Origin of the sequence: Vibrio sp. 10N.261.51.F11 (genome assembly GCF_041471665.1) — a bacterium.
GTDB classification, from domain to species: Bacteria; Pseudomonadota; Gammaproteobacteria; order Enterobacterales; family Vibrionaceae; genus Vibrio; species Vibrio crassostreae_C.
In genome coordinates, this window is the sequence record NZ_JBFROW010000003.1 from 68,749 (window position 1) to 94,521 (window position 25,773).

The following is a 25,773-nucleotide window of genomic DNA, read 5'->3' on the forward strand; positions in this document are numbered from 1 at the left end:
GTTAGTAAAGGAAGCAAATATGTTTAGATACATCCAAAGAAGAAGAATCAAAAAGGTGATTAAGTCATTGTCTGCAAAGATGGTGAAGAGCTACGGAAGCCGTGATTTCTTCTCTATTGGGCAGGTTGAAACAAGTTCTCGTGAGTTGAGTAAACGCCAACAACAGATTGCTTTAGCCTTGTTTGCGGATCCACAAGATCTTGCTGTTGAATTAGCTCCAACTATTCAGTTGCTGCGTAATGATGTGTCTAATGACTTCTTTGGCGGAGAAGACTACACAGCGCGAGATGTACTTAATCTATTGGGTGGCGGCGGTTGGAAGGGCGGTCGTATGGACGATGACATGTCACATCGCATGGGCATGCATAGCCGTTATTAAATATCTTCTTACTACCTAACGCCTTTATATCCCCAAAGCGGCTTAATCATAAAGCCGCTTTTTTATTCATTCCGAATAATGTTCCCTCAATCAACATAGAATACTGAAATGTCATAATTCGAAGCAACATCATCTATCTACAACGCATTTGTTTGAGTTGTGTGATGCTGATTCCTATCAATATAAAACCCGCTGTTATTGATAAAATTGACGTATATATTTTTCGTTGTTCTTTAAGTCAGAAACTATAAACCTTCGAATTACAGTGCTGGTTGGTTAGTAACCAATTGGTTTTGTGTTTAGGGTAAAATAATAGAGAGTGGGAAAGTGACAACAATAAATAATAATATTCTAAAAATAGCAGTGGGTATGGCTATGCTATCGAGTGTGCCGTCAGTGGCAAATGCTCATGGTTGGTCTGAGTTTCCAAGCGCGCGTCAGAACACGTGTTACGAGCAAGGCGGGATTTGGTCGGGTACACCACCTAATGCTGCGTGTGCTCAAGCAAAAGACATTTCGGGTTCATACCCGTTTGTTCAACGTAACGAGTACGCGAAAAATGTCCAAGATTTCAATAATATCAATGCTGTAAAAGCGGCGATTCCTGACGGCACGTTATGTTATGCCAACGATTCGCAAAAACGCGGCATGGGTGCGCCTCATACTGGTTGGACTCGTACCGAGCTAAATACTGGTACGTTTGAATATGTATTCAATGCGACAGCGCCACACAACCCTTCTTTCTGGGAGTTCTACCTAACGAAACCAAACGCGGACCTAAGCAAAGGCCTAGCGTGGGGAGACTTAGATCTTATCCAAGAAGAGGGTAACGTTCCGGTTAATGGCGGCAAGTACCGCATTAATGTCACTATTCCTTCAGACCGTTCTGGCGATGCGATTCTATTCGTTCGTTGGCAACGTGATGATGCTGCGGGCGAAGGCTTCTACAACTGTTCAGACATCACTATCGCGGGTGGCACAACCCCTCCACCAGAGCCGGGTCCAGAGCCTGATCTAGTGCGTGGTGACCTGTTTGTTTCTGACCAGTTTGGCACGCCAGAAATTGGTGATACGGTTAAATACGACATCATCAACAAGTATGGTGAAGTAGCGCGAAGCTTCGACATCGTCATTGATGCTTCAAACGTTAACGATTGGGCTCGTTTGTTAGCTTCAGAAATTAATGGCTGGCACGAAGAGTTTAAAGATGGCGCGATCTTCATTGGTGACTGGCATGCTGAAATGCAGCACTACATGTACTTCCAAAACGATCCTTCACGTAACTTCTTCAACTCAAAAGATAGCCGTGCTTCTGGTCAGTTAACGTTGATTGATGGTGGCGACGGTGGTGTTGAACCATTGAAAGGTGACATCTACGAGCTAGTGAAGAGTGACAATGTAGTCAATGCTGGCGATAAGGTTGTGATTGCAACAAGCGAAGCCGCGACATTGACTCAAACTCAAGGTTCTTCAGTAAGCATCCAAAATAACGGCACGGCTTCTATCGTAGTTGATACCACTGGCATCACTGCAAACGAAACTTTATCGTTTATGGCTAGCTCGATTGAAAGCGACAGTGTTGAAACCTTCACTTTTGAAGTAATTGCCGATGACGGTGGCGTGACACCAGAACCAGATCCAACGCCGGATCCTGATCCGACTCCTGACCCAGACCCTACGCCAGATCCAGGTACGTGGGACTCATCAGCGACTTACCTTGGTGGCGAAGTCGTGACTTACTCGAACCAGTCATGGAAAGCACAATGGTGGGTTCAAGGTGGTACTAACCCTAAAGCGACTTACGAAAATGACAAATGGGGCGTTTGGCGTCCAGCCAACTAATCTTAATTAGCTTTAAAGTAATAACCAAGGCACCACACTTTTTGACGAGTGTGGTGTCTTTTTTAGCGTCTGCATTTGCGGTTCTGAATGTCATCAGCCTAGAAAAAGGTGATTCAGAAACGGAGTCTTAATCGCTGGGCAGGGCTCTATAAGAAGATGATAGTTATATAGAAAACAAGAGCTATATAAAAAGACCAGAAGCGTGAGTTTCTGGTCTTTTACGTTTTGTAATGTGTTGAAGAATTATTCCAGAGTAAGGTTTTCTTTAATCTCATCGTTAAGATACCCCTGATCAAAATCTGGTGTCATGAATTCGACGAAGGAGGAGTCTAGATAGCTCGTTTCTAGATAACTCGACTCTAGATAATGGAAATCTAAGTGATCAGCACTTGCGTAGGTTGGAATTGCGGAAAACAAAACGATACTGATCGCTGCAGCGATATTAATGGCTTTGTTACGTTGAGGAGTCATTTTCATAGTAGTGCCCTCGAAAGGTGGGCAAATCCATCTGCCTATGAGAATTGAATCTGAGATATTTAGAAGTCGTAAGACAAACCAAGTGTGATGATGCTGTCGTTGTCGATCGGGCCCATCGATTGGCCGTTCAAGTAAAGGTCACCTTCGTTGGTGTTGAAATAGGTGTATTTCACGTAGGGTGTCCAGTCGTCGATGCTCTTAGAGAGAACGACTTCGTGTTCATTGGTACGGTAGTCGCCTTGATGAAAGATTACGTTGTCATCGTTGTGGGTAAACCCGCCATTGGATCCATCACTGTTTTCGTGAGTGTATTGGTAAGCTAAATCCCAGCCTGAGAGTGAGTACCCCGCACCGGCGATGAACTTATTAGTGTTGATCGTGGTGTCGCTTACATTCTCGAGTACTTGCCCTGACTGGTTATATCCCAATCCACTGAATACATTGAAGTTATCATTGACTTGGTAATCAATAATACCTTCGATTAATAACTCTTCACCGTTGTCCCATTTACCGAGTTCACCGTATAGGTTGAACGTGAAGGACTCGCTGATGTGAAAGTCGTGGCCGTAACCCGCTGCTAACCAACCTTGGTCATCAAAACCTATATAGACTTGTCCATTTTCTGAGGTATCGATTAATGCGCCAGCTTCTGTGGTGTAGACACCGTTATCAGCAGCATTAGAGGCAACGTTTTGTTCGATGTAAACTTGAGTCGAAGTCGCAAACGCTGCGCTGCTGAGTAACGTAAGTGGTAGAGCAATAAGGTTAAGTTTTTTCATGGATTCTCCAGTGTCGTTCTATTGAATTAACTTGCTGGAGAGTATGTGATTAAACTGAATTTATATTAATAGGGTTAACTTTAGTTAAAACCTCAGTTTCATTTATGTTTCCTTAATGCTGATTTGATTGCTTCACGGGTTTTGATGTGCTGTTCGTCTTTAGCGTAGCGGCGGTGATAGAGCATTCGAAACGTGATCGGTCTTAATTTGATGGGGATAGGGTGAACGCGTAAGCCAAGCGCTGGTGCAAGCATTTCTGCAAAAGAGCGAGTAGAAGCGGCGATATAATCTGTCGTGCTTGCCAAAATCAGCATGCTTGAAATTGAGCTGGTTTCAATTCTGACTTTTCTCGGCTCGATATCGCTCTCTGATAAAAACTCGACCGTGTTCATGTTGGCGCGTTTGATCTTGAGCGCAATATGTTCCTCTTGGAAATACTCTTCTTTACTTAGTGTCTCACCAATTCGAGGGTGGTTGATTCGAGTCAGACACACGGGCTCCTCATCGACGATGGTTTCTTCAATCAATGAGTGTTTCTTACTCGAAAGTACATCAATGACGATATCTACTTTTTGTGCAGTAAGCGCATCAAACAGTTCTTCCTCTTCGAGTGGCGCTTCCGTAAAGCTTACGCCTTCAACCTGGCTAACGAAATGAAGCAAGCTCTCTGTGCAATAGACTTTAAGGTCATTCTTTTGCTGCTCAACCGTTCCAATGATGTTCAATGGGTCTTCTATCTTATTAGCGAGTGATACCGCTGCTCCAGTGGGCGCGATACCTCGTCCTTCTCTCACAAATAAAGCCTTGCCCACGACACCTTCGAGTCTCTTAATCGCCGCGCTTACCGCGGGTTGAGAAATATCGAGCTGCTCTGATGCCACGGTGATAGAGCTGTGTTTGTAAACGGCCAAAAATGTCGTCAGTAGATTAAGGTCCAAATTCAGTTCCCTCTATTCTTATTGCCACTCATCCAAATCATGGTGGAGTTATCATTAACTCATAAATGAAATGGAGGTTTTAAGTAAAGTTTACACTATATATCGAGGTTCTGTTTATTAATAAACTTGTTTGCATCGGAGTGAGGAAGGAACTTCATTCATTTACTAAATACTCAGACCGATAGGTGAAACTATGAGAACTTTCGCAAAATTATCAATCATCTCTACAGCAATGATCATCACGACAACCGCTTTTGCTGCTGACCCAATGATGCAATACAACACCAAGCAAACTAACTCTGATATTCAAAAACTCGAGAAATTTGAATATCACGAGGGTGAAACCCTTGAAGAGTATCTGAGCACTCAACCTAAGGGGAACTTGTACTCTTCAGAAGAAGAGGTGCTTTCTGTGTTAATGGGCGGTGTAAACAATGGTGACTATCGCAAAGAAACCAATTCAGGTTGGAAAGAAGGCCTGATGTTTGAGGGCATTGCACCTTATGGCGATCACATGGTGTCGGGCGCCAACTGGTTCCCACGCACTGAAGAAGTTCAACCGGATGAAATGCGTGTCACGTTCATGGGGACATCACCAATGATTCGCCCGGGGCAGGCAAACACCTCGATATACGTCGAATTGGGTAACGGCTCTAACTTTGTCTTTGATTTAGGTGAAGGATCAATTGCGAACTACGTAGCGGCGGGTGTCGCGATGAATGAACTCGACCATATCTTCATTACTCACTTACACGTAGACCATTACGGCTCGTTACCTTACCTGTATAAATTTGGTGGTTGGAATGGTCGCTGGGAAAAGCCGCTTAACATTTATGGTCCGAGTGGTGCGACTCCAGAATATGGCACTCGTCATATGATTGAAGGCATGCAGCAAATGTTGAACTGGCACACCGACGCATTTGATGTGTTCCCATCAGGCAACGACATAGTGGTACACGAGTTTGATTTCCGCGACGACGGAGGTGTTATCTATGACCAAGACAATGTGGAAGTGATTCACTGGCGACGCAGTCACGCAAAAGATGGCGCGTCTGGTTACCGCTTGAATTGGACTCAAGATGACGGTCGAGTGCTTTCGTTTGTTTGGACAGGAGACGGTCGCCCAACCGAGTTGGATTTGAAATACGCAAAAGGTGCAGACTTGTTCATTACTGAGCTGCAAACCGAAACGTTTGGTGTGTCTTCGATTATTCAAGGTGTGCCGCCATTCTTAGCTCGTTACACCGTTGATACTCACCATACACCAGCGTACGCGGCGGGTTATGTGGCGAATGAAGTACAACCGCGCTTGTTCATGACAACGCACATGACATTCGACCCATATCTTAATGAGGAAACTGTTGCAGAGGTTCGCCACCATTGGCAAGGACCTTACCACTTCGGTGCGCCTGATGGCATTGTCGTTAACATGACTAAAGATAATGCGTGGGTTCGTGAAGGTATTTTGCCTGATTTTCCGAATGCGCGAGCGCCACAATTTGATATGGCAGATGGGTCTGACTTTAGAATCCCATTACCTAAAAACAGCCGTGAAGACATACAAGAACAAGAGATTCGTGATTTAGAGTTGGATCCAAAACTGTACTACCCAGAAGGCTACCACCCAGAGCTGTTAACTGAGTGGCCAGTCGACCGTGACATCGTGATCCCAGCTGAACAAGTACCAGAAGCAATGAAGCAAGGTATGAACACCAAGCAAGAATACATGGATAGAGTGCGTGCTCACCACAATCTTGAGCGCAAGTCGGTAAGTCGTCCAACTGAGCCTGGTGAAGGAGCAGGAACCGACAACAAATAGGGTATTTGTAGTGAGGGCTGATATTGCCCTCACATCCTAAAAAGTTAGGTAAATAAACCCATTCTCTTACTCAATCATAAAAACTATTGCTTACAACATCTTTGCTTAGAATATCTGGAGTTCATTATGAAAAAATCAATTTTAGCGGTCGTCATTCTATCTTTAGTGTCAGCGTCTGTTTTCGCTAACGGACAATCAAATGCTCACAACTATCAACCTGGTGCGACGAATAACTCAGAACGTTTAGCGGATATTGATCCTAACTACGAACTGACCTTACCTTCAGAAAAAGAAGGCTACACCATGTATGACAACCAATCCATGTCTGATGGCGGGACCTACACAACGTATGTCAAACCGAATCCTTCCGATGCAATGCATGTCGCCGATGAAGGCTCGCTAAAAATAACGCATGGAGAAGGTGGTGTCATTATGACGGAATACACCACAAAGAATGGGCAACACACGTTTTCAGTGATGTGCGGCTACACTTCGGGTCCATCATACTGGGCTGACGGAAAACCATCGAAGGTATGTGAAGAGGCGCAAGCACTAGCGGTTGCATTGGAAGCAAAAGGTGAATGGGAGGTGAAGCCAATGACTTACACCATCGCACCAGCAAGAATCGTAGTTGATAAGTGATTTTTGTCTATAGAACGCTCGTTATATCGAGCCTCGTTATCCAATCATATTGATTATTTGTAGTGAGACAGAGGGGTACTCAGGCTGAAATGGTCTTGAAGTTCCCCTTAACTTAGCTCATCTCACAAGAAGCTAAGTCAGCCAACTAATCAAATTTGTATTCGAAAATACAGAAGGTCTATCCCATGAAAAATACCATTAAGCTACTGGCTATCGCATGTGTTTTACTTACTCCAATGCTTGTCGCCGCTGCCGAACATAATCATAGTCACAATCATTTTAACCCTGAATTAGAGAAACTTGGCGACGATATTATTGGTCTAACCGTGTGTTACAAAAATGGTCATCTATCAGATGAGAATCAAGAGCCTGCGTTTATGAACCTTATCAACCACGCCAATGTAGAAGGTGAGGAGCTGGGGATGTTCTACATGGACAAATTGGGCCCTAAAGCCGAGCAAATCATGAGTGATGATGAGGCTCGACGTTTATGGACCGAAGAATATTGTGCTGATTTAACTGATACCTATTTGGACTCACACAAGTTAGCTCAAAGAGCAAATGAACACAAAGGTTATTCCCACGGACACGATCATGGACATAACCATAATCACGATCACCATGGACATGGCGACTTGACACCAGAGGTGCTTGAGCAAGATATCGAACGAGGTCGTTTACTCAGTATCAACTAAGCCCAATAAGATAAGCGTACTTACTTTGTTACCTCTTGGCACAAAATGGTAAGACTCGATTCGAGTGAATGATTAGAATTATCTCAAACGAAACAAGTGAATTAGGGCGGATTCTAGGGCGTGTTGATCTTTCGTGAGTGTTTTTTGAACAGCATGGTAAAGAGTTATAATTTGCTTCGCCAAAAGTAAAACCATAACCAATACCATGCCAAGAACAATGCTAACTGATATTCGCTGGGAACTGCTACTCCAAGTTATGAAAAGTACAGGTCGTATTTACGATAAAACTGAACATCGAATGACATTTGAAGGAATACTTTATCGAATGAGAACAGGTATTCCTTGGCGGGATCTACCCTCTGAGTTCGGAGAGTGGAGTACCGTTTACAGACGATTTAATCTTTGGTCAAAGAAAGGGATTTTAGATAATCTTTTCAAAAGTTTATCTAACATGGCTGATTTTGAATGGGTATTTCTTGATGGCTCTATAGTTAGAGCACATCAGCATAGTACAGGTGCAGCTACTGAAAGTTCAGAGCAAATAGGAAAAAGTCGCGGGGGCAACTCAACCAAAATTCACTTAGCCGTAGATAGTGGTGGCCTGCCGATTTGCTTTGATTTATCAGAGGGACAACGCCACGATATAGTGCATGCCGAAAGCTTAGTTGAGCAACTCGATGAAGTTAATACCATCGTTTGTGATAAAGGATATGACAGCGAACCTTTCCGTACTTTTGTTAAGGAACGTGGCGGAGAAACGGTAATTGCTAAACGCAATTACGGACAAGATATAGACAAAGACAGTATGGATTGGTGTTTATACAAGTATCGTCACTTGGTCGAAAATGCCTTTGGGAGAATTAAGCATTATCGAGCTATTTCAAGTAGATATGACAAGCTAGAAAGGAATTATGCCAGCATGTTATCGCTGGCATTCATGTTAATGTGGCTACCGATGTATTGTTGAACGCGAAATGTACAGCAAAGATCAACACGCCCTAGTCACTTTATCTTATTCGAATGGATGCTTTGAAAGCTCGAAAGAGGATTATTTTATGTACGAACTCACACTGATTCTAAGCCTAATGATGGGTGGCGCTGATAGCACAGCAGAAATGGAAGTTAACACCCAATTTACGACTCTTGAGCAATGTAATGAAGAAGGCGCAGCGCTAGCTGAGAAGCTAAATGCAACAGACCTTAAAGTCATGCAAGTTCAATGTGAGCGTGATTAACTAGATCAGGATGAACTAGTTCATGATTAACCAGAACAGAATCAGTTAGATCATGATGAACCAAAGCTAACTAATTCCATAGATTTTGCGGCGTGGGCACACCCGAGGTGCCCATATCGAATTACCTCCAGTTTAATTAACCTTGATTCCTCAAATTTACTTCTTCAGATCATCCACATACATTCCCCACATCAGCGCTAATAAAAACAATTTCATCTAACCTATTGTTAAATATTTACTATTTGATAGTGTGTCTAGGTGCACATTGAGGATGTGTTTCATATTTAGCGATGAAAATAGTAGGAGTTGCGATGAGTATTATAGTGAGACGGTCTGAACCGTCAGATGCAAAGGGAATAAAAGAAGTTTACGAATGCACTAATGCTTATACCGGTACGCTGCAACTCCCAAATCCATCTCTGGAAAGCTGGCAAAAACGAATCTCTAATATGCCTGATAACGTGTACTCGTATGTCGCGATGATCGACGATGAGATTGTTGGCAACTTGGGAATGGAAGTGTGCGTGAATCCAAGAAGACGACATGTGGCTTCATTTGGTATGGTTGTTAAAGACGATGTGCTAGGCAAAGGTGTGGGTAGTCAGCTGCTCGCGACCGCGATCGACTTGTGTGATAACTGGATTAACATCAAGCGAATGGAGTTAACGGTATACACCGATAATGAAAGAGCGATCAGCCTGTATAAGAAGTTCGGTTTCGTGATTGAAGGAGAGTCCGCAGGGTTCGCTTTCAGAAATGGCGAATATGTGGCGGCTTATCATATGGCTCGACTGGTATAGCATTTAGCTACGATTAACACAGTTAGAATTAACTGACAGATAATAAAACGCCACGTTATTTAAACGTGGCGTTTGCTATTTTGGTGCGCTGGTGCTTTAAAGAGCTACAGCCATAACCTTAGTTCAGTCGTAAACTTAGTTAAGCCGTTAGTGGCTCAAGGTTCGCAGGACGGTAGTGTACAGATTTTAGTACTTTACCTTGGCGAACTGTCTTGCCTTCCGATACGAAATCTTCCGCACACTTAGCGATGATGTATTCGCCTTTTTGAACCGCCATCAGCTTGATGTTCTGCTCAGCATAGAAAGCTTCTGTTTCAGCATATTCAGTTTCGTTGCGACATACTTTGCTCATGTTGCTTGAGTGTACTTCGTCCCAGCAAGGTAAGAAGTCAATTGAGCGGTTTTTAGAAACATTCAACAGTAGGTCGATCAGGTAGCTGATTGCTAGGTTGTCTTCAACCTTAGCTTGGCCAAGGTGAACCAAACGTCCCATCAAAACATAAACGCTGTCTACAATAGCGTCCGCTTGTTCGATTTTAGAGTCAGCTTCTGCAAGTTCTGTTAGTTCTTCGATCGCTAGAGAGGTATGTAGCGTATCGCCTTTTTCGTCCATTGTTTCAGGAGCAGCAACAGGCAGATCAAAAGTACTGCGGAACTCTTCAATGTCGCGGTAAAGGTGATCGTAGATTTCTTGGCTTAGTTGAGAAAGGTTCATTTTCCTATCCATTCTGTTTCGTTAATGGATTATTTTACCAAAGCTAGGAATAGGGTGCTAACGCAAAGTCGAAGAAGTCGACTTTTATTCATTGGACCAATGAGGTATTTTGCATACAAACCAATTGATTATTATGTTTTTTTACACTTTACTCTTCTTAATATACCAAATATTAATGTTGCCATTAACTTCGGCTGCAGTGGGATCCCAGTTATGAACCAAGCCAGTGAAAGCGAAATTGTTATACGTCGCTTGTATCAAATCACCAATGATTACCGGAAGGGCTTCGATATTCAGATCGCTCAGCTGCTTATCATGGGGCTTGAACGCTTCAACCTTGATATCGGTATTTTATCTAAAGTCGAGGGTAATTCTTATTTAGTCGAGCACTGTGTTACGCCAGAAGGGGTTGAACTCAATAGCGGTGACACCTTCGATTATCGTTCAACCTATTGCGAAATTACATGTAAATCGATTGGTCCTATCTGCATTGAGCATTGTGGCAAACACGATAAGTATGCGACGCATCCCGCTTACCAGTCTTTTGGTTTAGAGTCTTATATTGGCATCCCGATTTTCGTTAATGATGAGCTTTATGGCACCTTAAACTTTTCAAGCCCAGCACCCTATCATCGCGAGTTCAAAGAGTTCGATGTCGACGTGATGAGACTAATGGCATCATGGATTGAAGTGGAGCTGGTTAGAAGACAGCAAGAACGAAAACTCAAAGAGCTGAATGAGAAGTTAGAGTACCAAGCTCTGTATGATCCTCTGACACACTTGCCAAATAGACGTTGCTTGTTTAAAACGTTGAATGCGGAAGTCGAGCAGTTAAAAGGCTCTTTAGGAAAGGGAACCTTGGCGGTTGTCGACATCGACTTCTTTAAACAGGTTAACGACATTTACGGTCACCAAATGGGCGATGTTGTATTAAAGAAAGTGGCGAGCGTGCTGAACAATAACACTCAAAAGGGTGAGTTTGTGGCGCGTTTTGGTGGTGAAGAGTTCATTCTTTGGTATCCAAATAAAACACCAAATTATGTTGAAGATAAGTTCATGACTCTTTTGCAAGAGATGAAGAAAATCACACTGGATCGAAAGCCTGTCACTATATCAATTGGTGCGTGTCATTTTGAGTTGAGTACAGGGGATACCAAAGGGGAAAGGATGTCGGCGTTAGATAAGCTCATCAAAGTTGCCGATGAGTGTCTGTACATTGCGAAACAAAATGGACGAGATCAGTTCATTTCTCGTCCATATCATCAAGAGCGCTCAGGAATATGAGCCATCATGTTAGCGATTAACTGAACTATTAACTAAACAAGTAAGGGAACAGTTGACGGCGTTCTTCTGGCGTTAAAGACTCAACTCTTGCGATGTTGGTGTCTGGGATCGCTTCAGGGTTAGGGTAGTGCTTCAGTACCTTTTCCATGCTTGCTTCACGAATCAAATGGTAAACAGGGTATGGAGAGCGATTCGTTAGGTTTTCATCGTCTTCTGGATCCGCACCACCAAAGCAATAGTCAGGATGGAACGTTGCCACTTGGTAAACGCCTTCCCAGTCTTGCTGTTTGATCAACGCTTCAACCCAATCAATGAACATGTTGTAGTCGAAGAAGTCTTGCAGCATGTTAGGAACCACCACTAAAGTCGTCTCTAATTCAGCAACTGGCGTATTATCTAACTCTACGAAATGCGTCATGATGTCTTCCAGTAACGCTTCTTCCGTATTCGCTTCACTCACAAAGATCTTAATCTGTTTATTACGTTGTGGCTTGGCTGCGAATGGACACAGGTTTAGGCCAATAACGACATCATCTAACCATTGTTTTACTTGGTCGTGGATGGTTTGAAGATCTGTGCTTTGAGTGTTCGACATAACAGGTTCCGAAATGAAATTTTGCGTAGGATATCAGAACGGACGTTAATCAAAAGCAATAATTGAGTTACAACCTCAGTCGTACTTATGCTTGTGCGAGTTTAGAGGCCGATACTTGAAGTTGTTTTAATTGGTAGACCCAAGCAAATATCGCAACATAGAAGATTGAACCGCCCGCAATCACGCCATTCCAACCGAACAGTTGCCAGCAATACAAGAGTAAGAAACCACCTAAGCTCCCGCCAATATAATAGTGAACCAAGTAAAGTGCGGTTGCTGTCGCCTTAGCGCTCGGCGCTTTTTGACTTACCCAAGAGTAGGCAAGGGTATGGGCGAAGAACGCGCCGCCACTAATCAATAACAAGCCTGCTAGCATGAACGGGACTTTGTCGACGGCAGAAATTAGCATTCCGATTAAGCTAATACACACGCCCATCAATATACCGTTTAACGGGTCAAAGCGAAGTGTCCATTTGTTGGAGAGCTTAGAGCTTACCGTACCGGCCAAGTAACATAGGAATATCAGTGAAGCTAAACCAACAGGCACTGAGTGAGGTTCGGATACCAACCTAAAGCCCATTACTGAATACAGGTTAACGAATAGCGCGAAGTTAGCGCCACCAATCAACATCGCGAGCCACAAGGCACGGTTTCTTAAGTGCATCACAACCGAGCGGTTATGATGAAAGAACAACCCTTTTTGAGGTTTGAAGTTTTGTTGGTCAGGCAGACTATACGCAATATAGAGAGCGCCGATTAAGGAGCCGACCACGAAAAACAAAACCGTTGCGTGCCAGTCAAAATAATCCGTAATCAAGCCACCCAATACACGTCCGAAAATTCCACCCAATGAGTTGGCTGCAATATAACCGCCGATCGCGACTGCGAATGCTTTGGGTGATAACTCTTCGACCATATAGGCAACCGCCACGCCCGCAAAAGCAGCGACTGCGATTCCCATTAATGCTCTGGCAACAACAAGTTGCAGTAGAGTGGTTGTGAACACCATGCTCAATCCAATCAAAGGAATAGCGAGCAGACTGAACAGAATAATGGGTTTTCGACCAAAGGTTTCAGAGGCAATTGCCCAAGGTACCAAGCTAATCGAAAGGCCGAGTGTTGTAGCAGCAAATAACCAGTTGATCTGAGTTTCAGATACTTGGAAGTGCTCCGCCATGTGCGGCAAGATAGGCTGAAAGAGGTAAAGGTTACAGAAAATGATAAATGAACCAATCGCCAATGATTGAGTGATACGTTTGTATTGAGGACTGCCTTTATCAAACATTTACGTTGTGCCTGCGCGAGTTAGTAAGCTATTTGTGAACAAGTTATCAGCACAAGTGTGATTAAAGAAATATATTAAAAATATCACCTCTATATATTAAATATATCGCCATGCTTGAATCAAAACCACTTCGACATTTTCTGGCTGTTGCTCAGTTTGGTAACTTCACCCAGGCGGCCAAAGCGCTGCATATCGCACAACCTGCATTGAGTATCTCCATTAAAAAACTAGAACAGACACTTGAGTTGATTTTATTCCGTCGTGGAGATAAATCCGTCACCTTAACGGAAGAGGGAAAGGTACTCTTTGAACATGCGAAGCGGATATCCCAGCAGTTCGATGATGCTCAACTCGCGATGAATGAACTAAAGGGTTTAGAAAAAGGCGAGGTACGATTGGGCGCTCCAAGCATGATGGGGAGTTATTTTTTCCCGCAAGTCGTGATGGCATTTAAAAGCCAATACCCAAACCTAAAGTTGACCTTGATTGATGCTGGCACCGCATCGATTCGCGAAATGCTGTTAAACGGCGAACTCGATATTGGTGTAATTAATCATGAGAACGTTCCTGATGATTTGGAAACGGATCATCTGTTAAGCTCAGAAATGTTAGCTGTAGTTGGCAAAGATCACCCACTGGCAACGCAACCATCCATCACCTTTGAAGAATTTTTTGCTCAAGAGCTGATCATGTTCAAATCGGGCTACTTCCACCGCGATTTTATCGATGCGACTTGTAAGAAGTACAATCTCGATATGACCATTGCGTTCGAAACCAATTTATTGCCAATGATTCTTTCTATCGTTAAACAAGAGTTTGCGATCACCGCGCTGTTGAGCTTAGTGACGGAATATGAGAAAGACGTGATAGGCGTGCCATTTAAAGACCCTGTAAAACTGAATCTATCGTTGGCCTGGAGAAAGGAAGGGTATTTGTCGAAAGCTGACAGAACCTTTATTGATTTCGTTAAGCGGTATGTGTGATTTAGTAAGATTTAAATAAACAAAGCCCGAACATCCTAGATTGGATATTCGGGCTTTGTTGTATAGAAGTATGACTGGCTCAGAGCACGTTAGGTGTTCTTTGAGTTATACATCTTATCGAAGTTTTTCTGATTCCAGCCGACCATCACTTGATCGCCGATTTTAAGCACGGGGATAGAACGAGCACCCATTGCTTGCAATTCTTTACGGCCACGCTGCATCTTTGCATTCGTCAGGCGGTAAACAATTTTCTTAGAGTCTAAATACCTTTGGGCATCTTTACAGTGCGGGCATTTGTCTGCGACGTACAATACAACACGTTTCATTTTTTCATTCTCTTGGTGAATCTCGCTAAAGTGTAACGAATCCTAGGTGATTAGAAAAGTGTGATCAGTTACACTATGCGGCTCAATTTTCAAGACCACAACGTATTGTCGTGGTGTAACTTGTACGGTCTTTCAGCATGCATCCTTCTTTACGCTATATTCAAGGCTATCCTAAGCACATTCTTGATCCTGTTACTCAACTTGTAGAGTCGGGTAAATTGGTGCCTTGGTTTGAAGCTCGCTACCCAAAGAATCATGAAATAAAAAGCGAGAAAGCCCTGTTTGACTATGCGATTGAGATAAAAAATCGCTACATGAAAAAAACACCACCGATCAGCAAAGTGATTTACGACGGCAAGATACACCTAATCAATAATGCGTTAGGTCTGCATTCTTACGTTGCTAAGAATCACGGTGGAAAGATCAAATCAAAGAATGAAATTCGTATCGCCAGTGTTTTTAAAAATGCACCAGAACCTTTGCTAAGAATGCTGGTGGTACACGAACTGGCGCATATCAAAGAGAAAGAGCACGACAAAGCCTTTTACCAACTATGCTGTCACATGGAACCGGAATATCATCAACTTGAGTTGGATGCCCGTTTATTCATGATGTATTTAGATTTAAAGAAGTAGCCCAATGAGCCAATCACAAAATAGAACGACGCTAAGCCTGTCGAAAAACAGCACTTCATCAGCAAAAACAAAAGACAACCAAGCTGATGTTAAGCCAAGTACAGCTAAGCCAAGCAGCGACAAGCGTATTTCTACAAAGAACACATCTGATAAAAGCCGCAAGAATAGCGCACCTAAAGGCGCGGGCAATAACAAAGCAAAGCGACCTTTTGCAAAAGACAGTAAAGGGAAGCAGGGTGCAAATAAAGGATCATCGAATAAGGGTTCTTTCAATAAAACGGCTTTTAACAAGAACGCAGCTCAGAAAAGACGCTCGGCTGAAAAACCTCAAGGTGGATTACACCCAAGAAACCAGCACACTGGCCGCTATAACTTCGAGTTACTAGTTGCAGCCTTGCCTGAGCTAAAAGAGCATCTGACCAAGAATCCGGTTGGCGAAGACACCATTAATTTCTCTGATCCATTGGCTGTTAAGCTACTCAACAAAGCTTTGTTGGCGCATCACTATGGCGTTAAACATTGGGATATTCCTGCTGGTTACTTGTGCCCGCCAATTCCTGGTCGTGCAGACTACATTCACAGAGTGGCCGACATCCTTAATAGCGATGGCCAAGGTGAACCCTATAACCACGCGTCTGTGAAAGCATTAGATATTGGTGTCGGTGCAAACTGTATCTACCCAATCATTGGTGCGACAGAGTATAAGTGGCGTTGTACAGGGACAGATGTTGATTCAGTCTCCATCAAAACAGCGAACTTCATAGCGGAAAGCAACCCTAATCTAAAAGGTAAGATCCGCGCTCGCCTACAAGCTGACTCTGAATCTATCTTTAAGGGCGTGATTAAGGATAATGAACGTTACGATGTCACTATTTGTAATCCTCCATTCCACAGCTCTCTTGAAGAGGCTGAAAAGGGGTCACAACGTAAACTGGATAATCTAGCGGCGAACCGTGCTAAGAAAGCCGGTCAGTCATTCAAGCCTGAAACGAACAAGAAGCCAGTTAAGTTAGATAAATCAACTAAGCAAGCTAAACCAACCTTAAACTTTGGTGGTCAAAAAGCCGAGCTTTGGTGCCCAGGTGGTGAAGCCGCTTTCATTATGAAGATGGCAAGAGAGAGTCAACTTTTTGCTACTCAAGTTTTGTGGTTTACGACATTGATTTCTAAGAAAGATAACGTCGATATGGTTCGTTCAGAGCTTGGCAAGCTTAGAGCTAAACAAGTGAAAGTCGTCGAGATGTCACAAGGCCAGAAGGTAAGTCGCTTTATCGCATGGACCTTTATGGACGATGAGCAAAGACAAGAGTGGATCGCGCTAAAATAGCGGCTGCACTTAGTTAAGTTATTAAGCTGAAATACGGACGGGCTTGTTGTTAACGCAACAAGCCCGTTTTTTGTGTTTTTCATATGCGCTAAGCAGAAAGCAACTCATCTAACTTACTCTGATATTTCTGCTCTAGAGCTTTGTTACCTGCTTTGTTTTCGAGATCGACCAAGATTTTAAGCGATGGAATTTGATAGCCATAACGCTGGTGGAATTTGAATAAACGGATTCGAGCGTCATTGTAATCGGCGTCACTCACTTCAATTTTTGATAACTGTAGTATCGATTTTACGCGGTTTGGATCGTGGTCAATCGCTCTGCTGAAGTAGTACTTCGCTTGGTCGGTATTGCCAGCCTTAAATGCGCAAAACGCGGCGTTTTCATAACTTGCAGACACCAAGTAGTAGTAGGGTTGGTCGATGGCGCGATTGAAGTAATTATCGGCTTGTTCGTATTCGCCCTGTTTACACAAGAAGGTACCGTAGTTGTTCAATACATTGCCATTTCTTGAATCAAGACTGAGTGCTTTGCGGTAAGTGCTTCTCGCTTCATCTACTTCACCCACTTGTTCGTAGTAATGCGCCATTGAAAGCCGAGCACGGTAGTAGCTAGGTGCGTGTTTAATCGCGAGCTCAAGGTTTTCACGCGCTCTCACCATATTGCCTTGTCCCATATAGCCCAAACCTAATTCGATTCGAGATTCAGACATCGCGATAGGATCACTTTCAATCTTTGGCGGTCCTTCAGTGACAGAGACACAACCGGCCAAGGAAAGCGAGGCAAGTAGTACCACACTTGATAACGAAAGAGGGCGGGACAACGAAATCGGATTTGAAAATGATGGCTTGGCAGGCATGTGAAGCTCCTTATGAACACCAACCCATCATATGAAATCAAACCCATTGAAGTCGTAAATCTATCATGGAATGCGACCCACACACCATAAAAAAACCGCGTCCAATTCGTCGTTTTATCAACAACATACTGAACACGGTTTATGTGTTTGTGAATCGGAAGAAAGAACTTAATCGTCTTTGGTAAAGTTGTCTTCGCTGAAATGATCCAGATCGTAAGGCGTTTGTTGGTAAACGCAGTAGTTTAGCCAGTTTGAGAACAACAAGTGTCCGTGGCTGCGCCAGCTTGCAACCGGTTTGTTGTCTGGATTGTTATTCGGGTAGTAGTTGATTGGTATCACAGGCTCCATGCCTTCACCCAAATCTCGAATATACTCATTGTGAAGTGTGTGAGAGTCGTACTCAGGGTGACCCGTTACAAACACGTTTCGCTTATCTTTGGTTGCTGCTAGGTATACGCCTGCAACATCAGAAGTTGCAAGAACATCAAGGTCAGTATGTTCCGCTAAGTACTCTTGAGAGAAGTCCGCATAGCGAGAGTGCGGAGCTAAGAATGTATCGTCGAAGCCACGTAAAATAGGGTGGTATGGGTTATGTATCTCGTGGTTATAAACACCAGACAGCTTCTCTTTACGAGTGCGTTTTGGCAAATCATAGAGTAATTTCAAACCAGCCTGAGCCGCCCAACACACGTATAGCGTTGAAGTAACGTGCTTGTTTGCCCATTCCATGATGGTTTTCAGATGGTCCCAGTAGATCACATCTTCAAATTGAACCAAGCCAAGCGGCGCACCAGTGATGATCAATCCATCAAAGTTTCTTTCTTTGACCATTTCAAATTGGCGGTAGAAGTTATCAAGGTGTTCAGTCGGTGTGTTTTTACTTGGTCGGTCATCAATGCGCAGCAGCTCTACATCCACTTGCAATGGGCTGTTCGATAGTAGGCGTAAAAATTGAGTTTCAGTTTCAATCTTCTTCGGCATTAGGTTGAGGATCAAGACTCGAAGTGGACGAATTTCCTGTGTCGATGCTCTTGATAACGGCATAACGAAGATGTTTTCTTCACGAAGAACATCGGATGCTGGCAATTGGTCTGGAATGCGAATAGGCACAGCTTTCTCCCTAAGCTAGATATGTAGACGTCTATACATCTAAATCTATAGTAGTTTGATACGCTTGTCGATATGCAAAATGGATAGATGTAAATTATTTGTGTTTTCTATCAGAAGTAATCCACGCGCTTCGAGGGGAGTCTCATTGTATTCAGTGATTGTCTGAGTCGTGTGTAAGTACTTGGTTTTCGTATGCTGAGCAGAGGCAGTTATCAGAGCAACTCGTTACTATTTACGATAAACTCATGTTTTCAAATTAGCCTGTACAGTGACAGATGAAGTTAATACTCATTCGAGGGTTGCCCGGTTCTGGCAAATCAACAAAAGCAAAAACCTACGATGCATTGCATGTCGAAGCCGATATGTATTATGTGAATGAGCAAGGTGAGTACCATTTTGATCCTAGGCAGCTGCAACAAGCTCATGAGTGGTGTCAAAACACAGCTGAAAACGGCTTAAAGCAAGGGTTTGATGTGGTTGTTTCGAATACCTTTATTAAGCATTGGGAAATGAAAGCCTACCGCCAACTTGCACTCAAATATAAAGCAGAATTAATTATCGAAGTGTGCCGAGAGCAATATGGCACTATTCACGACATTGAACCTTCAGTAATTAAGCGTATGGCGAAAGACTGGCAAGAATAGCCTCGTTCTTCTTCTGCTTGCGTGGCTGAATGGCAAATAGAATTAAATTAATAGAACAACTTCAAGGTAACGATTGAAATGGCAAAGCGCTCTGTTGTGGTCGACATGACGTCTTATGGTATCTATTCCACATGGGATTCAAAATCTAAAGATCTTCCAAAAATCCAAGAGTTCACCACCACCGTTGATGCTGAAATCGACGTAGAGTTTGGCTATATCCTGAATATCAAAAAAGCCAAAGGTGAGAAGATCCGTTACTGCATTTATCACCCAAACATCACCACAGACAAAGGTGAAGTGCTCGAACCGTTTGATGGTGAGGAGTATGTCGGTAACAATGACTGGGATTTCTACTTAGGTGACACTATCTGGGCTCCTGTTTCGAACAAGCTAGGAAAGTGGCGCATGACGGTTGAGCTAAAAGGCAACATCATCGCCGACAAGACATTCGACCTAGTAGCAAAAGACGAAGGCCAATTCTGGAAGCGTAGAGGATTTTAGGTTCGACCTTCTATGTTCACCTAAACAACAAAAAGCCGAGCATCGTGATGATGTCTCGGCTTTTTTCATTGTGCTAGATAGAAGTGACTACCTAACTAATGGATTCGATTATTGCGTTACGTAAGCCACAACAAACTCAGTGATTGCGACCATGTCTTTCACTGCAATGTACTCTTCAGTGGTGTGAACTTTCGCCATACCAGTAGAAAGGTTAACTGTTGTCAGGCCTTTTGCGTTGAAGTTGTTTGCATCGCTACCGCCGCCAGTGCGTTTAGTGTTCGCTGTGACGCCAAGCTTCTCAAACGCCGATTTGATAGAAAGAATGTGCGGATGATCGTCTGCAATAACGAATGCATCGTAAGCACGAGTTGATTCGATTTCTACTTCAGCGCCGAACTGCTTAGCACTTTCTTGGAATGTAGAGATCATATGTTCAACTTGAGCCGTTAGCTTTTCGCCGTTTAGAGAACGTGCTTCAGCCACGACTTTAAGCTCTGGCATTACGATGTTAGTTGCTTGACCACCTTCAACAATACCAACGTTTGCTGTCGTTTCTTCATCGATACGAAGTAGGTTCATCTTAGTGATAGCGTCTGCAGCAACTTGAATTGCGCTGATGCCTTCTTCTGGTGCTAAACCAGCGTGAGCAGGGCGACCTTTGATTTTAGCAACAATCTTCTGCTGGCCAGGCGCTGCGTTTACGATAGTGCCAATTGGACCGCCTGTATCAAGTACGATTGCGTGCTCAGATTGAATGTAAGACATATCGAAGTTCAAAGAGCCGAACAGACCGCCTTCTTCGAATACAGTAAATGCAATCTCGATAGTTTTGTGCTCTTGTCCTTCAGCTTTAATGCAACGAACCGCTTCCATGATAGCTGCGATACCAGACTTGTCGTCACCACCTAGAATTGTGTTGCCTTTTGAACGGATGATACCGTCTTCGATGATTGGCTCAATGCCGATGCCTGGCGTTACTGTGTCCATGTGGCAGCTGAACACTGTGCTACCTGGAAGAGTGCCATCTAGACGAGCGTAGATGTTGAAACCATTAGACACTTCTTCAGGAACCGCCAGTTTGTGAACTTCAAAACCTAGTTCACCGAGTTGCTCAGCCAAAGCTTCAGCAATCGCTTTTTCGTTACGAGATTCACTATCAATTTTCACTAGATCGCAGAAATGTTCTACAAGACGTTGTTCATTAATTTGGGTCATTGTTAATTCTCATTATGCTTCCGCTTGTTCAAAAAGAAGCCGCGGAGGTAGGAACAGGAAAATCACTATAACGCCAATGAGGTAGATGATTGTCTGAGTTAAATCAAGAAAGTTGCCTGATTATTCTAATTAATGAGAAAAACCCAATTCAGATCCACCAGTGCGCAGGATTTTAATCTGTATATCTGTCGGGTATAATGTTTGACCGCTCTTAAAAAACGTCAATAAAATTGGAATTCAATCAATAATGGCCCTGATAAATGAATAGAAACAATGTGTTAGGTTCATTCCTTTTCGTGGTGCTGATGAGTATTGTGCTGGGGCTGTATTTGCTCTATCCAACTTATGACGACGATTTAAAGCATATTCGCCCTGAAAACCCGAGTGTTTATAGTCCAGAGAAAGAGTTATCACTCTCTCAATATGGATCTGCGTTGATCGATATTCTCGATGTATCTCGTGGTGACCCTAATTTAGCTTCCCTACAACTTGAGGCTCTCCAAGCCAAGTTCCCAGACCAAGATAAAGCCATCTATCGTGCTTACGAATTGATGATTTTGTCGAACCTCGCGCAACATAAGTTGGATACCAAAGCGGTTTCCGAATACGTCAGGCAGATTAAAGCACTCGCACAACACGAACATATGGGTTGGTTAAAGGCCCAATCTCTCGTTGAATTAGCGATCGAATACATCAGTACGGGTGAGCTAGCGGAATCTGAAATCCAAATCAGAGCTGCGATAGATATCGCAGAATCGCTTCACTATGAAGAGTTGTTGATTAAGGCCTATAACACGGCTGGTGTCATCAATAACATCCGCAATGACTTTCCTGAAGCTCAATACTTTTTCCATAAAGGTTTAGACCTTGGTAAGAAGTACCCTCATCACATCTACAACAGCAAGTTAGTGTCAAATATGGCACTGCTTTATATCTATTTGGAAGACTGGCCTAAAGCGCTCAAGCTGATTAAAAGAGCCAAAAAGCTCTATTACAAGAGTGGACTACTCGAAGCGTCTACCATCGGCGTGCTGCATGTGAATGAGTCTTTTGCTTATCTGCGCAGTGGTGATTTAGTCAAAGGCCGAGAAGCATATCAAAGTGCGGCTAAGCTAAATGGCGATAACGTGAGTGAACGATACAAAATCATCCTATTAAAAGCAGAGAGTGATGTGTTGTTGGCGGAAAAGAACTTTGAGTCAGCACGACAAGTCGCAAACTTGTGTCTTAGATACCCAGGCGTGGACAAATACACACTTCAATTGGGGCAGTGTTACCTAAATAGAGCCTTAGCGAACATTGGTTTGAACCAAGATAATTTTGTTTTTGCTGATCTAAAGCGATCGTCTGCAATGTTCGATGTTGTGGGGACTCGCAGCTGGAAGGTCCTCGGCTTAAGAACACTTGCTGAATACTATGATTCAAGAGGCGACAGCGAGAACGCACTTCGCTACTTCAAGCTCTATTACAAGGGTAATAAAGCGCTGCTATTTGATAAGCGCCAGAGTGATATCTTTTTACTCGAGCAAGATTTCGCTACGGCATCATTAGCTCAAGAAAACGAACTGCTTAACGCAGAAAAAGAGTTGGGTGAGCTGACATTAGATAAGCAGCAATTACGGAATCGAATCGTTGTCGCTTTGGGTATCATGGTGATGATAAGCGCCACGTTACTATTGATAAGGTTACGCTCGATCCAGAAGACCAACAAAGAACTACTTAAGCAATCAACAAGATGCGAACTGACAGGCTTATACAATAGGCGTTACTTAGAGCAACGGTTAACTCAGCCGATGCCACATCATTTGTCGTCGTTTGGGTATACGCTCGCTATTCTAGATTTAGACCGCTTCAAACAAGTTAATGACACTTATGGCCATGATATTGGTGACCAAGTGCTGGTGGAAGTCGCTAAGCGTTTAGAGAAAATCTTATCAACAAACGATGTAGTGGCAAGATGGGGTGGGGAAGAGTTTGTTTTGTTGCTGTCTGGTTCCATTGATCCTGAGCAACAGTTGAACGTTATCCGTTTAGCTATTTCTGAAACACCCATTGATACGCACTCCGGCTCTTTAGACCTCACCACATCGATAGGAGCGTCGATTGGTATTGTTCATGAGCAACTCAATCAAGATACTTACAAGAAGTACCTCAAAGCCGCGGATGATGCACTATATCAAGCGAAAGAGTCGGGTAGGAATCAAGTCATCATTGCTGAAAGTTAATCGCTAATCTGGAAACAAAAAGCCATTCTGATCTTCGTGAGATAAGAATGGCTTCTGGAACACTCTGAGATCGCTAATATCAAAATTTGAGTGAGAAGTGGGGTTTACTTAGCGATATGTCGAGTTTATCTATATCAACATTTTCTAAATGAGTTACTTAGCGACACCTTGAAGCATTTCAACCAATTCGCCTTCTGTCGCTGGTTCGCTAGCGAGTTCAATCACAGCCGAAGCTCCTCCCTTTAACATGTAGGCTTGGGTTCCGCAGTGGTCATAGTGGAACCATTTACCATCTACACATACGTCAGTATAACATCTTGGGTCTTGTTTAAGTTCCATATCAATTTCCTTATTAACATTTGCCTAACGTTTTTCAGGCTAGTTGATCACAAATCTAGGTGAATTGATCTAAATCAATCTAGAGTGTAATTGATGATTTAATTATCAAAATAAGAGAGGTGTGTCTAGTGAAGGAGCGACTTCTCGTTGGGCACTGCGCTCAAAGGTCGTGATTCTGGTTGGCGACTCTCGCTCTTTTGCTTGCCAGGTGATGCTTTTCTACATACGCTAGCTACTCTCTTAATCCCTATACAGACTTGATTGTGTTGGAAAATGACTAATATCTTTATCGTTGTAATTGTTCTGGTTGTGTTCTTTTACTTTATTCAAAAGTATGTGGTGAAACACGATGACACCAAAGACCACGCTTATCAGAAGAAAGGCGCGTTGATGTCGGCGCAACAGGCGACATTCTATAATGCGCTAAAATCAGCTGTGGGTAACCATGGGGAAGTGTTTGCTAAAGTCAGCATGTCGAACGTACTTGTTCCTGCTAAGACGAACAATAAGAAGAATTGGTTTATCGCCAACAACAAGATCTCACGTAGTTACTTCGACTTTGTTGTTTGCGACCCGCGAACGCTAGAGCCCCGCGTTATTATCGAACTTGATAACGGCAAAGAGCTCAATAAAGGGAAAGTCGATCGCGAAAAGCTACTAATTCACGTGTGTAAATCGGCAGGTTTACCTCTGATTGGTGCATCTATTAAACACAGCTACCAAGTGAGCCGTTTGAAGAGCTTACTGGCAGCACACATCGATTTAATCGAGCCATCAAAAGAAGTGCGATTTTGTAAGAAGTGTGGTAGCCCAATGATCATCAAACTGGCAAGCCAAGGCGATTACAAAGGCCGACGCTTCTTCACTTGTAGCCGCCAGCCAAACTGCACCTATACCGAAAACTACAACGTTGTATTCGATGTTGAAGAATAGTTGGTATCGATAGTAATGCATCCGGTTGGACTCGATTCAATCGCTTAGATACGAATAAGTTATACAAACTAAAAAGCCGAGCATTGATTATGCTCGGCTTTACTAATATTAAGTGGATTGGTTTAGACTAAAACGCGTAACGCATACCGAGCTGTAGCTCATCTTCGTCGTTATCGCCTTGCCCACCTTCGCCCTCGTCTAACATGTTAAACTTATAACTACCAAAGAAGGCCACATCGCCAATATAACGTGCGTATTCTAGACCGATAAAGTTAATGTCGTAATCTGCAATATCGTCAGCTTCAAAGTAGCTGTAGGTCAGGTTGACGGTGTTGACACCAAACGAGTATCCCAAGTAAGCATCGGCAGAATCGTAGTCTGAATCTTTTACGCCTAGACCTGAAATACTACCAAATTGATAGAGTGCGGCGAACCAAACCCCCTGATCGTTGGTGTACTTAACCGCACCAATATAGGCATCAGAAGTTTCTGTATCTGTCCCAACGCCATAGGTTTCATCACTTGACGCATAACCGACGCCAATATCTAACCCAATCGAAGTGCTGCCGGCGACAACTGCACCGAAGCCGTCACTTTGTGCTGATTTACTATCTGAATTGAAATTGCCATCAATTTGAAAGGTGATGTTGTCGCTTGTCAGTTCATAACGTAAAACATTTTTTGCTCGATCAGCAGTCGACACCGTGTATTCATTGATATAGCCGCTGAAGGTTTCAGCCATATCCGTCCAATCGGTTAAGTAGGTAACGGCATTATTTTGGTGGCCATAATAGACGTTACCGTGATTGGTTTGAACACCCGTATATAAGAATCGAGTGTTAATGCCGATATCATCTGATGCGCCATCTTCAGACTCTGTTAGTTCGAATTCATATTTCCCAAAAAAGGAAACATCGTCCGACGCTTTTTGTGTGCCATCGACACTTAAGCGGACACGTGATCTATCACTATAGGTGCTACTATTACCAGCACTTTTATTCTCATCAGAGAAATTCCCTCGAACTTCTGCGCGGCCGCCGATATTGAATACTGTTTCATCTGTCTCATAAATGGTCGCTGCCGATACGGCAGATGTCGATAGTATGCTCACCACTGCAATGGCGATATGTGATTTTTTCATAATTTATTCCCTATTTTTCACACTTGTATTTATCGTAAACCATAAATTCACGT

General features: G+C 43.3%; 28 protein-coding genes. 16 read left to right on the top strand and 12 right to left on the bottom strand.

Features of this window, described 5'->3' with window-relative positions; genetic code table 11:
* Positions 1-19 precede the first annotated feature (19 nt).
* On the top strand, positions 20-379 hold the full coding sequence (locus tag AB4351_RS00790; RefSeq protein ID WP_017066163.1) for a DUF6559 family protein: 360 nt from the start codon (positions 20-22) through the stop codon (positions 377-379).
* Positions 380-754: 375 nt separating this feature from the next.
* Positions 755-2,221, top strand: a complete 1,467-nt coding sequence (locus tag AB4351_RS00795; protein WP_372124909.1) for a lytic polysaccharide monooxygenase — start codon at positions 755-757, stop codon at positions 2,219-2,221.
* Between the two features lie 243 nt (positions 2,222-2,464).
* Here AB4351_RS00795 and AB4351_RS00800 read toward each other — a convergent pair whose 3' ends face one another.
* The 3 genes from AB4351_RS00800 to AB4351_RS00810 form a co-directional block, all read right to left on the bottom strand.
* The gene (locus AB4351_RS00800) at positions 2,465-2,698 is read right to left on the bottom strand and encodes a hypothetical protein (RefSeq protein ID WP_102494755.1); all 234 of its coding nucleotides are present in this window, start codon (positions 2,696-2,698) and stop codon (positions 2,465-2,467) included.
* Positions 2,699-2,757: 59 nt separating this feature from the next.
* Positions 2,758-3,477, bottom strand: coding sequence for a hypothetical protein (locus tag AB4351_RS00805; RefSeq protein WP_102333261.1), 720 nt, complete (start codon positions 3,475-3,477; stop codon positions 2,758-2,760).
* A gap of 98 nt (positions 3,478-3,575) precedes the next feature.
* Positions 3,576-4,415 (bottom strand): LysR family transcriptional regulator, encoded by an 840-nt coding sequence (locus AB4351_RS00810; protein ID WP_017068280.1) that lies wholly within the window; start codon positions 4,413-4,415, stop codon positions 3,576-3,578.
* Between the two features lie 193 nt (positions 4,416-4,608).
* Between AB4351_RS00810 and gntH the strand changes: the two genes are divergently transcribed.
* The 6 genes from gntH (at position 4,609) to AB4351_RS00840 (ending at position 9,606) form a co-directional block, all read left to right on the top strand.
* Positions 4,609-6,234, top strand: coding sequence for a guanitoxin biosynthesis MBL fold metallo-hydrolase GntH (gene gntH / locus AB4351_RS00815; RefSeq protein ID WP_017070906.1), 1,626 nt, complete (start codon positions 4,609-4,611; stop codon positions 6,232-6,234).
* Positions 6,235-6,360: 126 nt separating this feature from the next.
* Positions 6,361-6,876: a hypothetical protein gene (locus AB4351_RS00820; RefSeq protein WP_017070905.1), complete on the top strand. Its 516-nt coding sequence runs from the start codon at positions 6,361-6,363 to the stop codon at positions 6,874-6,876.
* Positions 6,877-7,061: 185 nt separating this feature from the next.
* Positions 7,062-7,571: a hypothetical protein gene (locus AB4351_RS00825; RefSeq protein WP_137001047.1), complete on the top strand. Its 510-nt coding sequence runs from the start codon at positions 7,062-7,064 to the stop codon at positions 7,569-7,571.
* A 205-nt stretch (positions 7,572-7,776) separates the two neighbouring features.
* A complete protein-coding gene (locus AB4351_RS00830) occupies positions 7,777-8,538 on the top strand; it encodes an IS5 family transposase (RefSeq protein ID WP_026028612.1) in 762 nt (253 codons plus the stop codon).
* Between the two features lie 88 nt (positions 8,539-8,626).
* Positions 8,627-8,806 carry a hypothetical protein gene (locus AB4351_RS00835; protein WP_017095358.1) on the top strand — a complete coding sequence of 60 codons (180 nt, stop codon included), beginning with the start codon at positions 8,627-8,629 and terminating at the stop codon, positions 8,804-8,806.
* Positions 8,807-9,117: 311 nt separating this feature from the next.
* Positions 9,118-9,606 (top strand): GNAT family N-acetyltransferase, encoded by a 489-nt coding sequence (locus AB4351_RS00840; RefSeq protein ID WP_372124790.1) that lies wholly within the window; start codon positions 9,118-9,120, stop codon positions 9,604-9,606.
* Between the two features lie 139 nt (positions 9,607-9,745).
* Here the strand turns inward: AB4351_RS00840 and AB4351_RS00845 are convergent, their stop codons facing one another.
* Positions 9,746-10,321, bottom strand: a complete 576-nt coding sequence (locus AB4351_RS00845) for a nucleoside triphosphate pyrophosphohydrolase family protein (RefSeq protein ID WP_017059167.1) — start codon at positions 10,319-10,321, stop codon at positions 9,746-9,748.
* Between the two features lie 213 nt (positions 10,322-10,534).
* Between AB4351_RS00845 and AB4351_RS00850 the strand changes: the two genes are divergently transcribed.
* Positions 10,535-11,605 (top strand): diguanylate cyclase domain-containing protein, encoded by a 1,071-nt coding sequence (locus tag AB4351_RS00850; protein WP_017059168.1) that lies wholly within the window; start codon positions 10,535-10,537, stop codon positions 11,603-11,605.
* Positions 11,606-11,633: 28 nt separating this feature from the next.
* Here AB4351_RS00850 and AB4351_RS00855 read toward each other — a convergent pair whose 3' ends face one another.
* Together AB4351_RS00855 and AB4351_RS00860 are read right to left on the bottom strand one after the other, a co-directional pair.
* Positions 11,634-12,200, bottom strand: a complete 567-nt coding sequence (locus tag AB4351_RS00855) for a DUF1415 domain-containing protein (protein ID WP_102393884.1) — start codon at positions 12,198-12,200, stop codon at positions 11,634-11,636.
* Positions 12,201-12,285: 85 nt separating this feature from the next.
* Positions 12,286-13,485 carry an MFS transporter gene (locus AB4351_RS00860; protein ID WP_372124793.1) on the bottom strand — a complete coding sequence of 400 codons (1,200 nt, stop codon included), beginning with the start codon at positions 13,483-13,485 and terminating at the stop codon, positions 12,286-12,288.
* 110 nt (positions 13,486-13,595) lie between these two features.
* Between AB4351_RS00860 and AB4351_RS00865 the strand changes: the two genes are divergently transcribed.
* Complete coding sequence (locus AB4351_RS00865; RefSeq protein WP_372124795.1) at positions 13,596-14,468, top strand: LysR family transcriptional regulator; 873 nt, start codon at positions 13,596-13,598, stop codon at positions 14,466-14,468.
* 89 nt (positions 14,469-14,557) lie between these two features.
* Here the strand turns inward: AB4351_RS00865 and AB4351_RS00870 are convergent, their stop codons facing one another.
* Positions 14,558-14,794, bottom strand: a complete 237-nt coding sequence (locus AB4351_RS00870; protein WP_016786183.1) for a glutaredoxin family protein — start codon at positions 14,792-14,794, stop codon at positions 14,558-14,560.
* A 137-nt stretch (positions 14,795-14,931) separates the two neighbouring features.
* On the opposite strand from AB4351_RS00870, the gene AB4351_RS00875 reads away from it, so the two are divergent.
* Together AB4351_RS00875 and rlmF are read left to right on the top strand one after the other, a co-directional pair.
* Positions 14,932-15,429: a YgjP-like metallopeptidase domain-containing protein gene (locus tag AB4351_RS00875; protein WP_004734935.1), complete on the top strand. Its 498-nt coding sequence runs from the start codon at positions 14,932-14,934 to the stop codon at positions 15,427-15,429.
* 4 nt (positions 15,430-15,433) lie between these two features.
* The gene (gene rlmF / locus AB4351_RS00880) at positions 15,434-16,756 is read left to right on the top strand and encodes a 23S rRNA (adenine(1618)-N(6))-methyltransferase RlmF (protein ID WP_372051077.1); all 1,323 of its coding nucleotides are present in this window, start codon (positions 15,434-15,436) and stop codon (positions 16,754-16,756) included.
* Positions 16,757-16,844: 88 nt separating this feature from the next.
* On the opposite strand, the gene pilW is transcribed toward rlmF, so the two are convergent.
* Positions 16,845-17,612, bottom strand: a complete 768-nt coding sequence (gene pilW, locus AB4351_RS00885; RefSeq protein WP_017065536.1) for a type IV pilus biogenesis/stability protein PilW — start codon at positions 17,610-17,612, stop codon at positions 16,845-16,847.
* 168 nt (positions 17,613-17,780) lie between these two features.
* Positions 17,781-18,722, bottom strand: coding sequence for a homoserine O-succinyltransferase (metA, locus tag AB4351_RS00890; RefSeq protein ID WP_017066439.1), 942 nt, complete (start codon positions 18,720-18,722; stop codon positions 17,781-17,783).
* Between the two features lie 275 nt (positions 18,723-18,997).
* Here metA and AB4351_RS00895 point away from each other — a divergent pair, with 275 nt between their 5' ends.
* Together AB4351_RS00895 and AB4351_RS00900 are read left to right on the top strand one after the other, a co-directional pair.
* Positions 18,998-19,366, top strand: a complete 369-nt coding sequence (locus tag AB4351_RS00895; RefSeq protein WP_017065537.1) for an ATP-binding protein — start codon at positions 18,998-19,000, stop codon at positions 19,364-19,366.
* 78 nt (positions 19,367-19,444) lie between these two features.
* Positions 19,445-19,867, top strand: a complete 423-nt coding sequence (locus AB4351_RS00900) for a DUF3859 domain-containing protein (protein WP_019824122.1) — start codon at positions 19,445-19,447, stop codon at positions 19,865-19,867.
* 108 nt (positions 19,868-19,975) lie between these two features.
* Here the strand turns inward: AB4351_RS00900 and AB4351_RS00905 are convergent, their stop codons facing one another.
* Positions 19,976-21,082 carry a M20/M25/M40 family metallo-hydrolase gene (locus AB4351_RS00905; RefSeq protein WP_017059177.1) on the bottom strand — a complete coding sequence of 369 codons (1,107 nt, stop codon included), beginning with the start codon at positions 21,080-21,082 and terminating at the stop codon, positions 19,976-19,978.
* Between the two features lie 260 nt (positions 21,083-21,342).
* Between AB4351_RS00905 and AB4351_RS00910 the strand changes: the two genes are divergently transcribed.
* Complete coding sequence (locus AB4351_RS00910; RefSeq protein ID WP_371724473.1) at positions 21,343-23,307, top strand: diguanylate cyclase domain-containing protein; 1,965 nt, start codon at positions 21,343-21,345, stop codon at positions 23,305-23,307.
* Between the two features lie 153 nt (positions 23,308-23,460).
* Here the strand turns inward: AB4351_RS00910 and AB4351_RS00915 are convergent, their stop codons facing one another.
* Entirely contained in the window at positions 23,461-23,646 is a 186-nt protein-coding gene (locus AB4351_RS00915) for a hypothetical protein (protein ID WP_017059179.1), read from the bottom strand.
* A gap of 273 nt (positions 23,647-23,919) precedes the next feature.
* Between AB4351_RS00915 and AB4351_RS00920 the strand changes: the two genes are divergently transcribed.
* Positions 23,920-24,579 (top strand): DUF2726 domain-containing protein, encoded by a 660-nt coding sequence (locus AB4351_RS00920; RefSeq protein ID WP_229647280.1) that lies wholly within the window; start codon positions 23,920-23,922, stop codon positions 24,577-24,579.
* Positions 24,580-24,706: 127 nt separating this feature from the next.
* Here the strand turns inward: AB4351_RS00920 and AB4351_RS00925 are convergent, their stop codons facing one another.
* Complete coding sequence (locus AB4351_RS00925; protein WP_372124798.1) at positions 24,707-25,720, bottom strand: porin; 1,014 nt, start codon at positions 25,718-25,720, stop codon at positions 24,707-24,709.
* Between the last annotated feature and the right edge of the window lie 53 nt (positions 25,721-25,773).

Coding starts and splice junctions, on each gene's coding strand:
- AB4351_RS00790 (WP_017066163.1), top strand. CDS start 20: ATGTTTAGATACATCCAAAGAAGAAGAATCAAAAAGGTGATTAAGTCA.
- AB4351_RS00795 (WP_372124909.1), top strand. CDS start 755: ATGCTATCGAGTGTGCCGTCAGTGGCAAATGCTCATGGTTGGTCTGAG.
- AB4351_RS00800 (WP_102494755.1), bottom strand. CDS start 2,698: ATGAAAATGACTCCTCAACGTAACAAAGCCATTAATATCGCTGCAGCG.
- AB4351_RS00805 (WP_102333261.1), bottom strand. CDS start 3,477: ATGAAAAAACTTAACCTTATTGCTCTACCACTTACGTTACTCAGCAGC.
- gntH (WP_017070906.1), top strand. CDS start 4,609: ATGAGAACTTTCGCAAAATTATCAATCATCTCTACAGCAATGATCATC.
- AB4351_RS00820 (WP_017070905.1), top strand. CDS start 6,361: ATGAAAAAATCAATTTTAGCGGTCGTCATTCTATCTTTAGTGTCAGCG.
- AB4351_RS00825 (WP_137001047.1), top strand. CDS start 7,062: ATGAAAAATACCATTAAGCTACTGGCTATCGCATGTGTTTTACTTACT.
- AB4351_RS00830 (WP_026028612.1), top strand. CDS start 7,777: ATGCCAAGAACAATGCTAACTGATATTCGCTGGGAACTGCTACTCCAA.
- AB4351_RS00835 (WP_017095358.1), top strand. CDS start 8,627: ATGTACGAACTCACACTGATTCTAAGCCTAATGATGGGTGGCGCTGAT.
- AB4351_RS00840 (WP_372124790.1), top strand. CDS start 9,118: ATGAGTATTATAGTGAGACGGTCTGAACCGTCAGATGCAAAGGGAATA.
- AB4351_RS00845 (WP_017059167.1), bottom strand. CDS start 10,321: ATGAACCTTTCTCAACTAAGCCAAGAAATCTACGATCACCTTTACCGC.
- AB4351_RS00850 (WP_017059168.1), top strand. CDS start 10,535: ATGAACCAAGCCAGTGAAAGCGAAATTGTTATACGTCGCTTGTATCAA.
- AB4351_RS00855 (WP_102393884.1), bottom strand. CDS start 12,200: ATGTCGAACACTCAAAGCACAGATCTTCAAACCATCCACGACCAAGTA.
- AB4351_RS00860 (WP_372124793.1), bottom strand. CDS start 13,485: ATGTTTGATAAAGGCAGTCCTCAATACAAACGTATCACTCAATCATTG.
- AB4351_RS00865 (WP_372124795.1), top strand. CDS start 13,596: ATGCTTGAATCAAAACCACTTCGACATTTTCTGGCTGTTGCTCAGTTT.
- AB4351_RS00870 (WP_016786183.1), bottom strand. CDS start 14,794: ATGAAACGTGTTGTATTGTACGTCGCAGACAAATGCCCGCACTGTAAA.
- AB4351_RS00875 (WP_004734935.1), top strand. CDS start 14,932: ATGCATCCTTCTTTACGCTATATTCAAGGCTATCCTAAGCACATTCTT.
- rlmF (WP_372051077.1), top strand. CDS start 15,434: ATGAGCCAATCACAAAATAGAACGACGCTAAGCCTGTCGAAAAACAGC.
- pilW (WP_017065536.1), bottom strand. CDS start 17,612: ATGCCTGCCAAGCCATCATTTTCAAATCCGATTTCGTTGTCCCGCCCT.
- AB4351_RS00895 (WP_017065537.1), top strand. CDS start 18,998: ATGAAGTTAATACTCATTCGAGGGTTGCCCGGTTCTGGCAAATCAACA.
- AB4351_RS00900 (WP_019824122.1), top strand. CDS start 19,445: ATGGCAAAGCGCTCTGTTGTGGTCGACATGACGTCTTATGGTATCTAT.
- AB4351_RS00905 (WP_017059177.1), bottom strand. CDS start 21,082: ATGACCCAAATTAATGAACAACGTCTTGTAGAACATTTCTGCGATCTA.
- AB4351_RS00910 (WP_371724473.1), top strand. CDS start 21,343: ATGAATAGAAACAATGTGTTAGGTTCATTCCTTTTCGTGGTGCTGATG.
- AB4351_RS00915 (WP_017059179.1), bottom strand. CDS start 23,646: ATGGAACTTAAACAAGACCCAAGATGTTATACTGACGTATGTGTAGAT.
- AB4351_RS00920 (WP_229647280.1), top strand. CDS start 23,920: ATGACTAATATCTTTATCGTTGTAATTGTTCTGGTTGTGTTCTTTTAC.
- AB4351_RS00925 (WP_372124798.1), bottom strand. CDS start 25,720: ATGAAAAAATCACATATCGCCATTGCAGTGGTGAGCATACTATCGACA.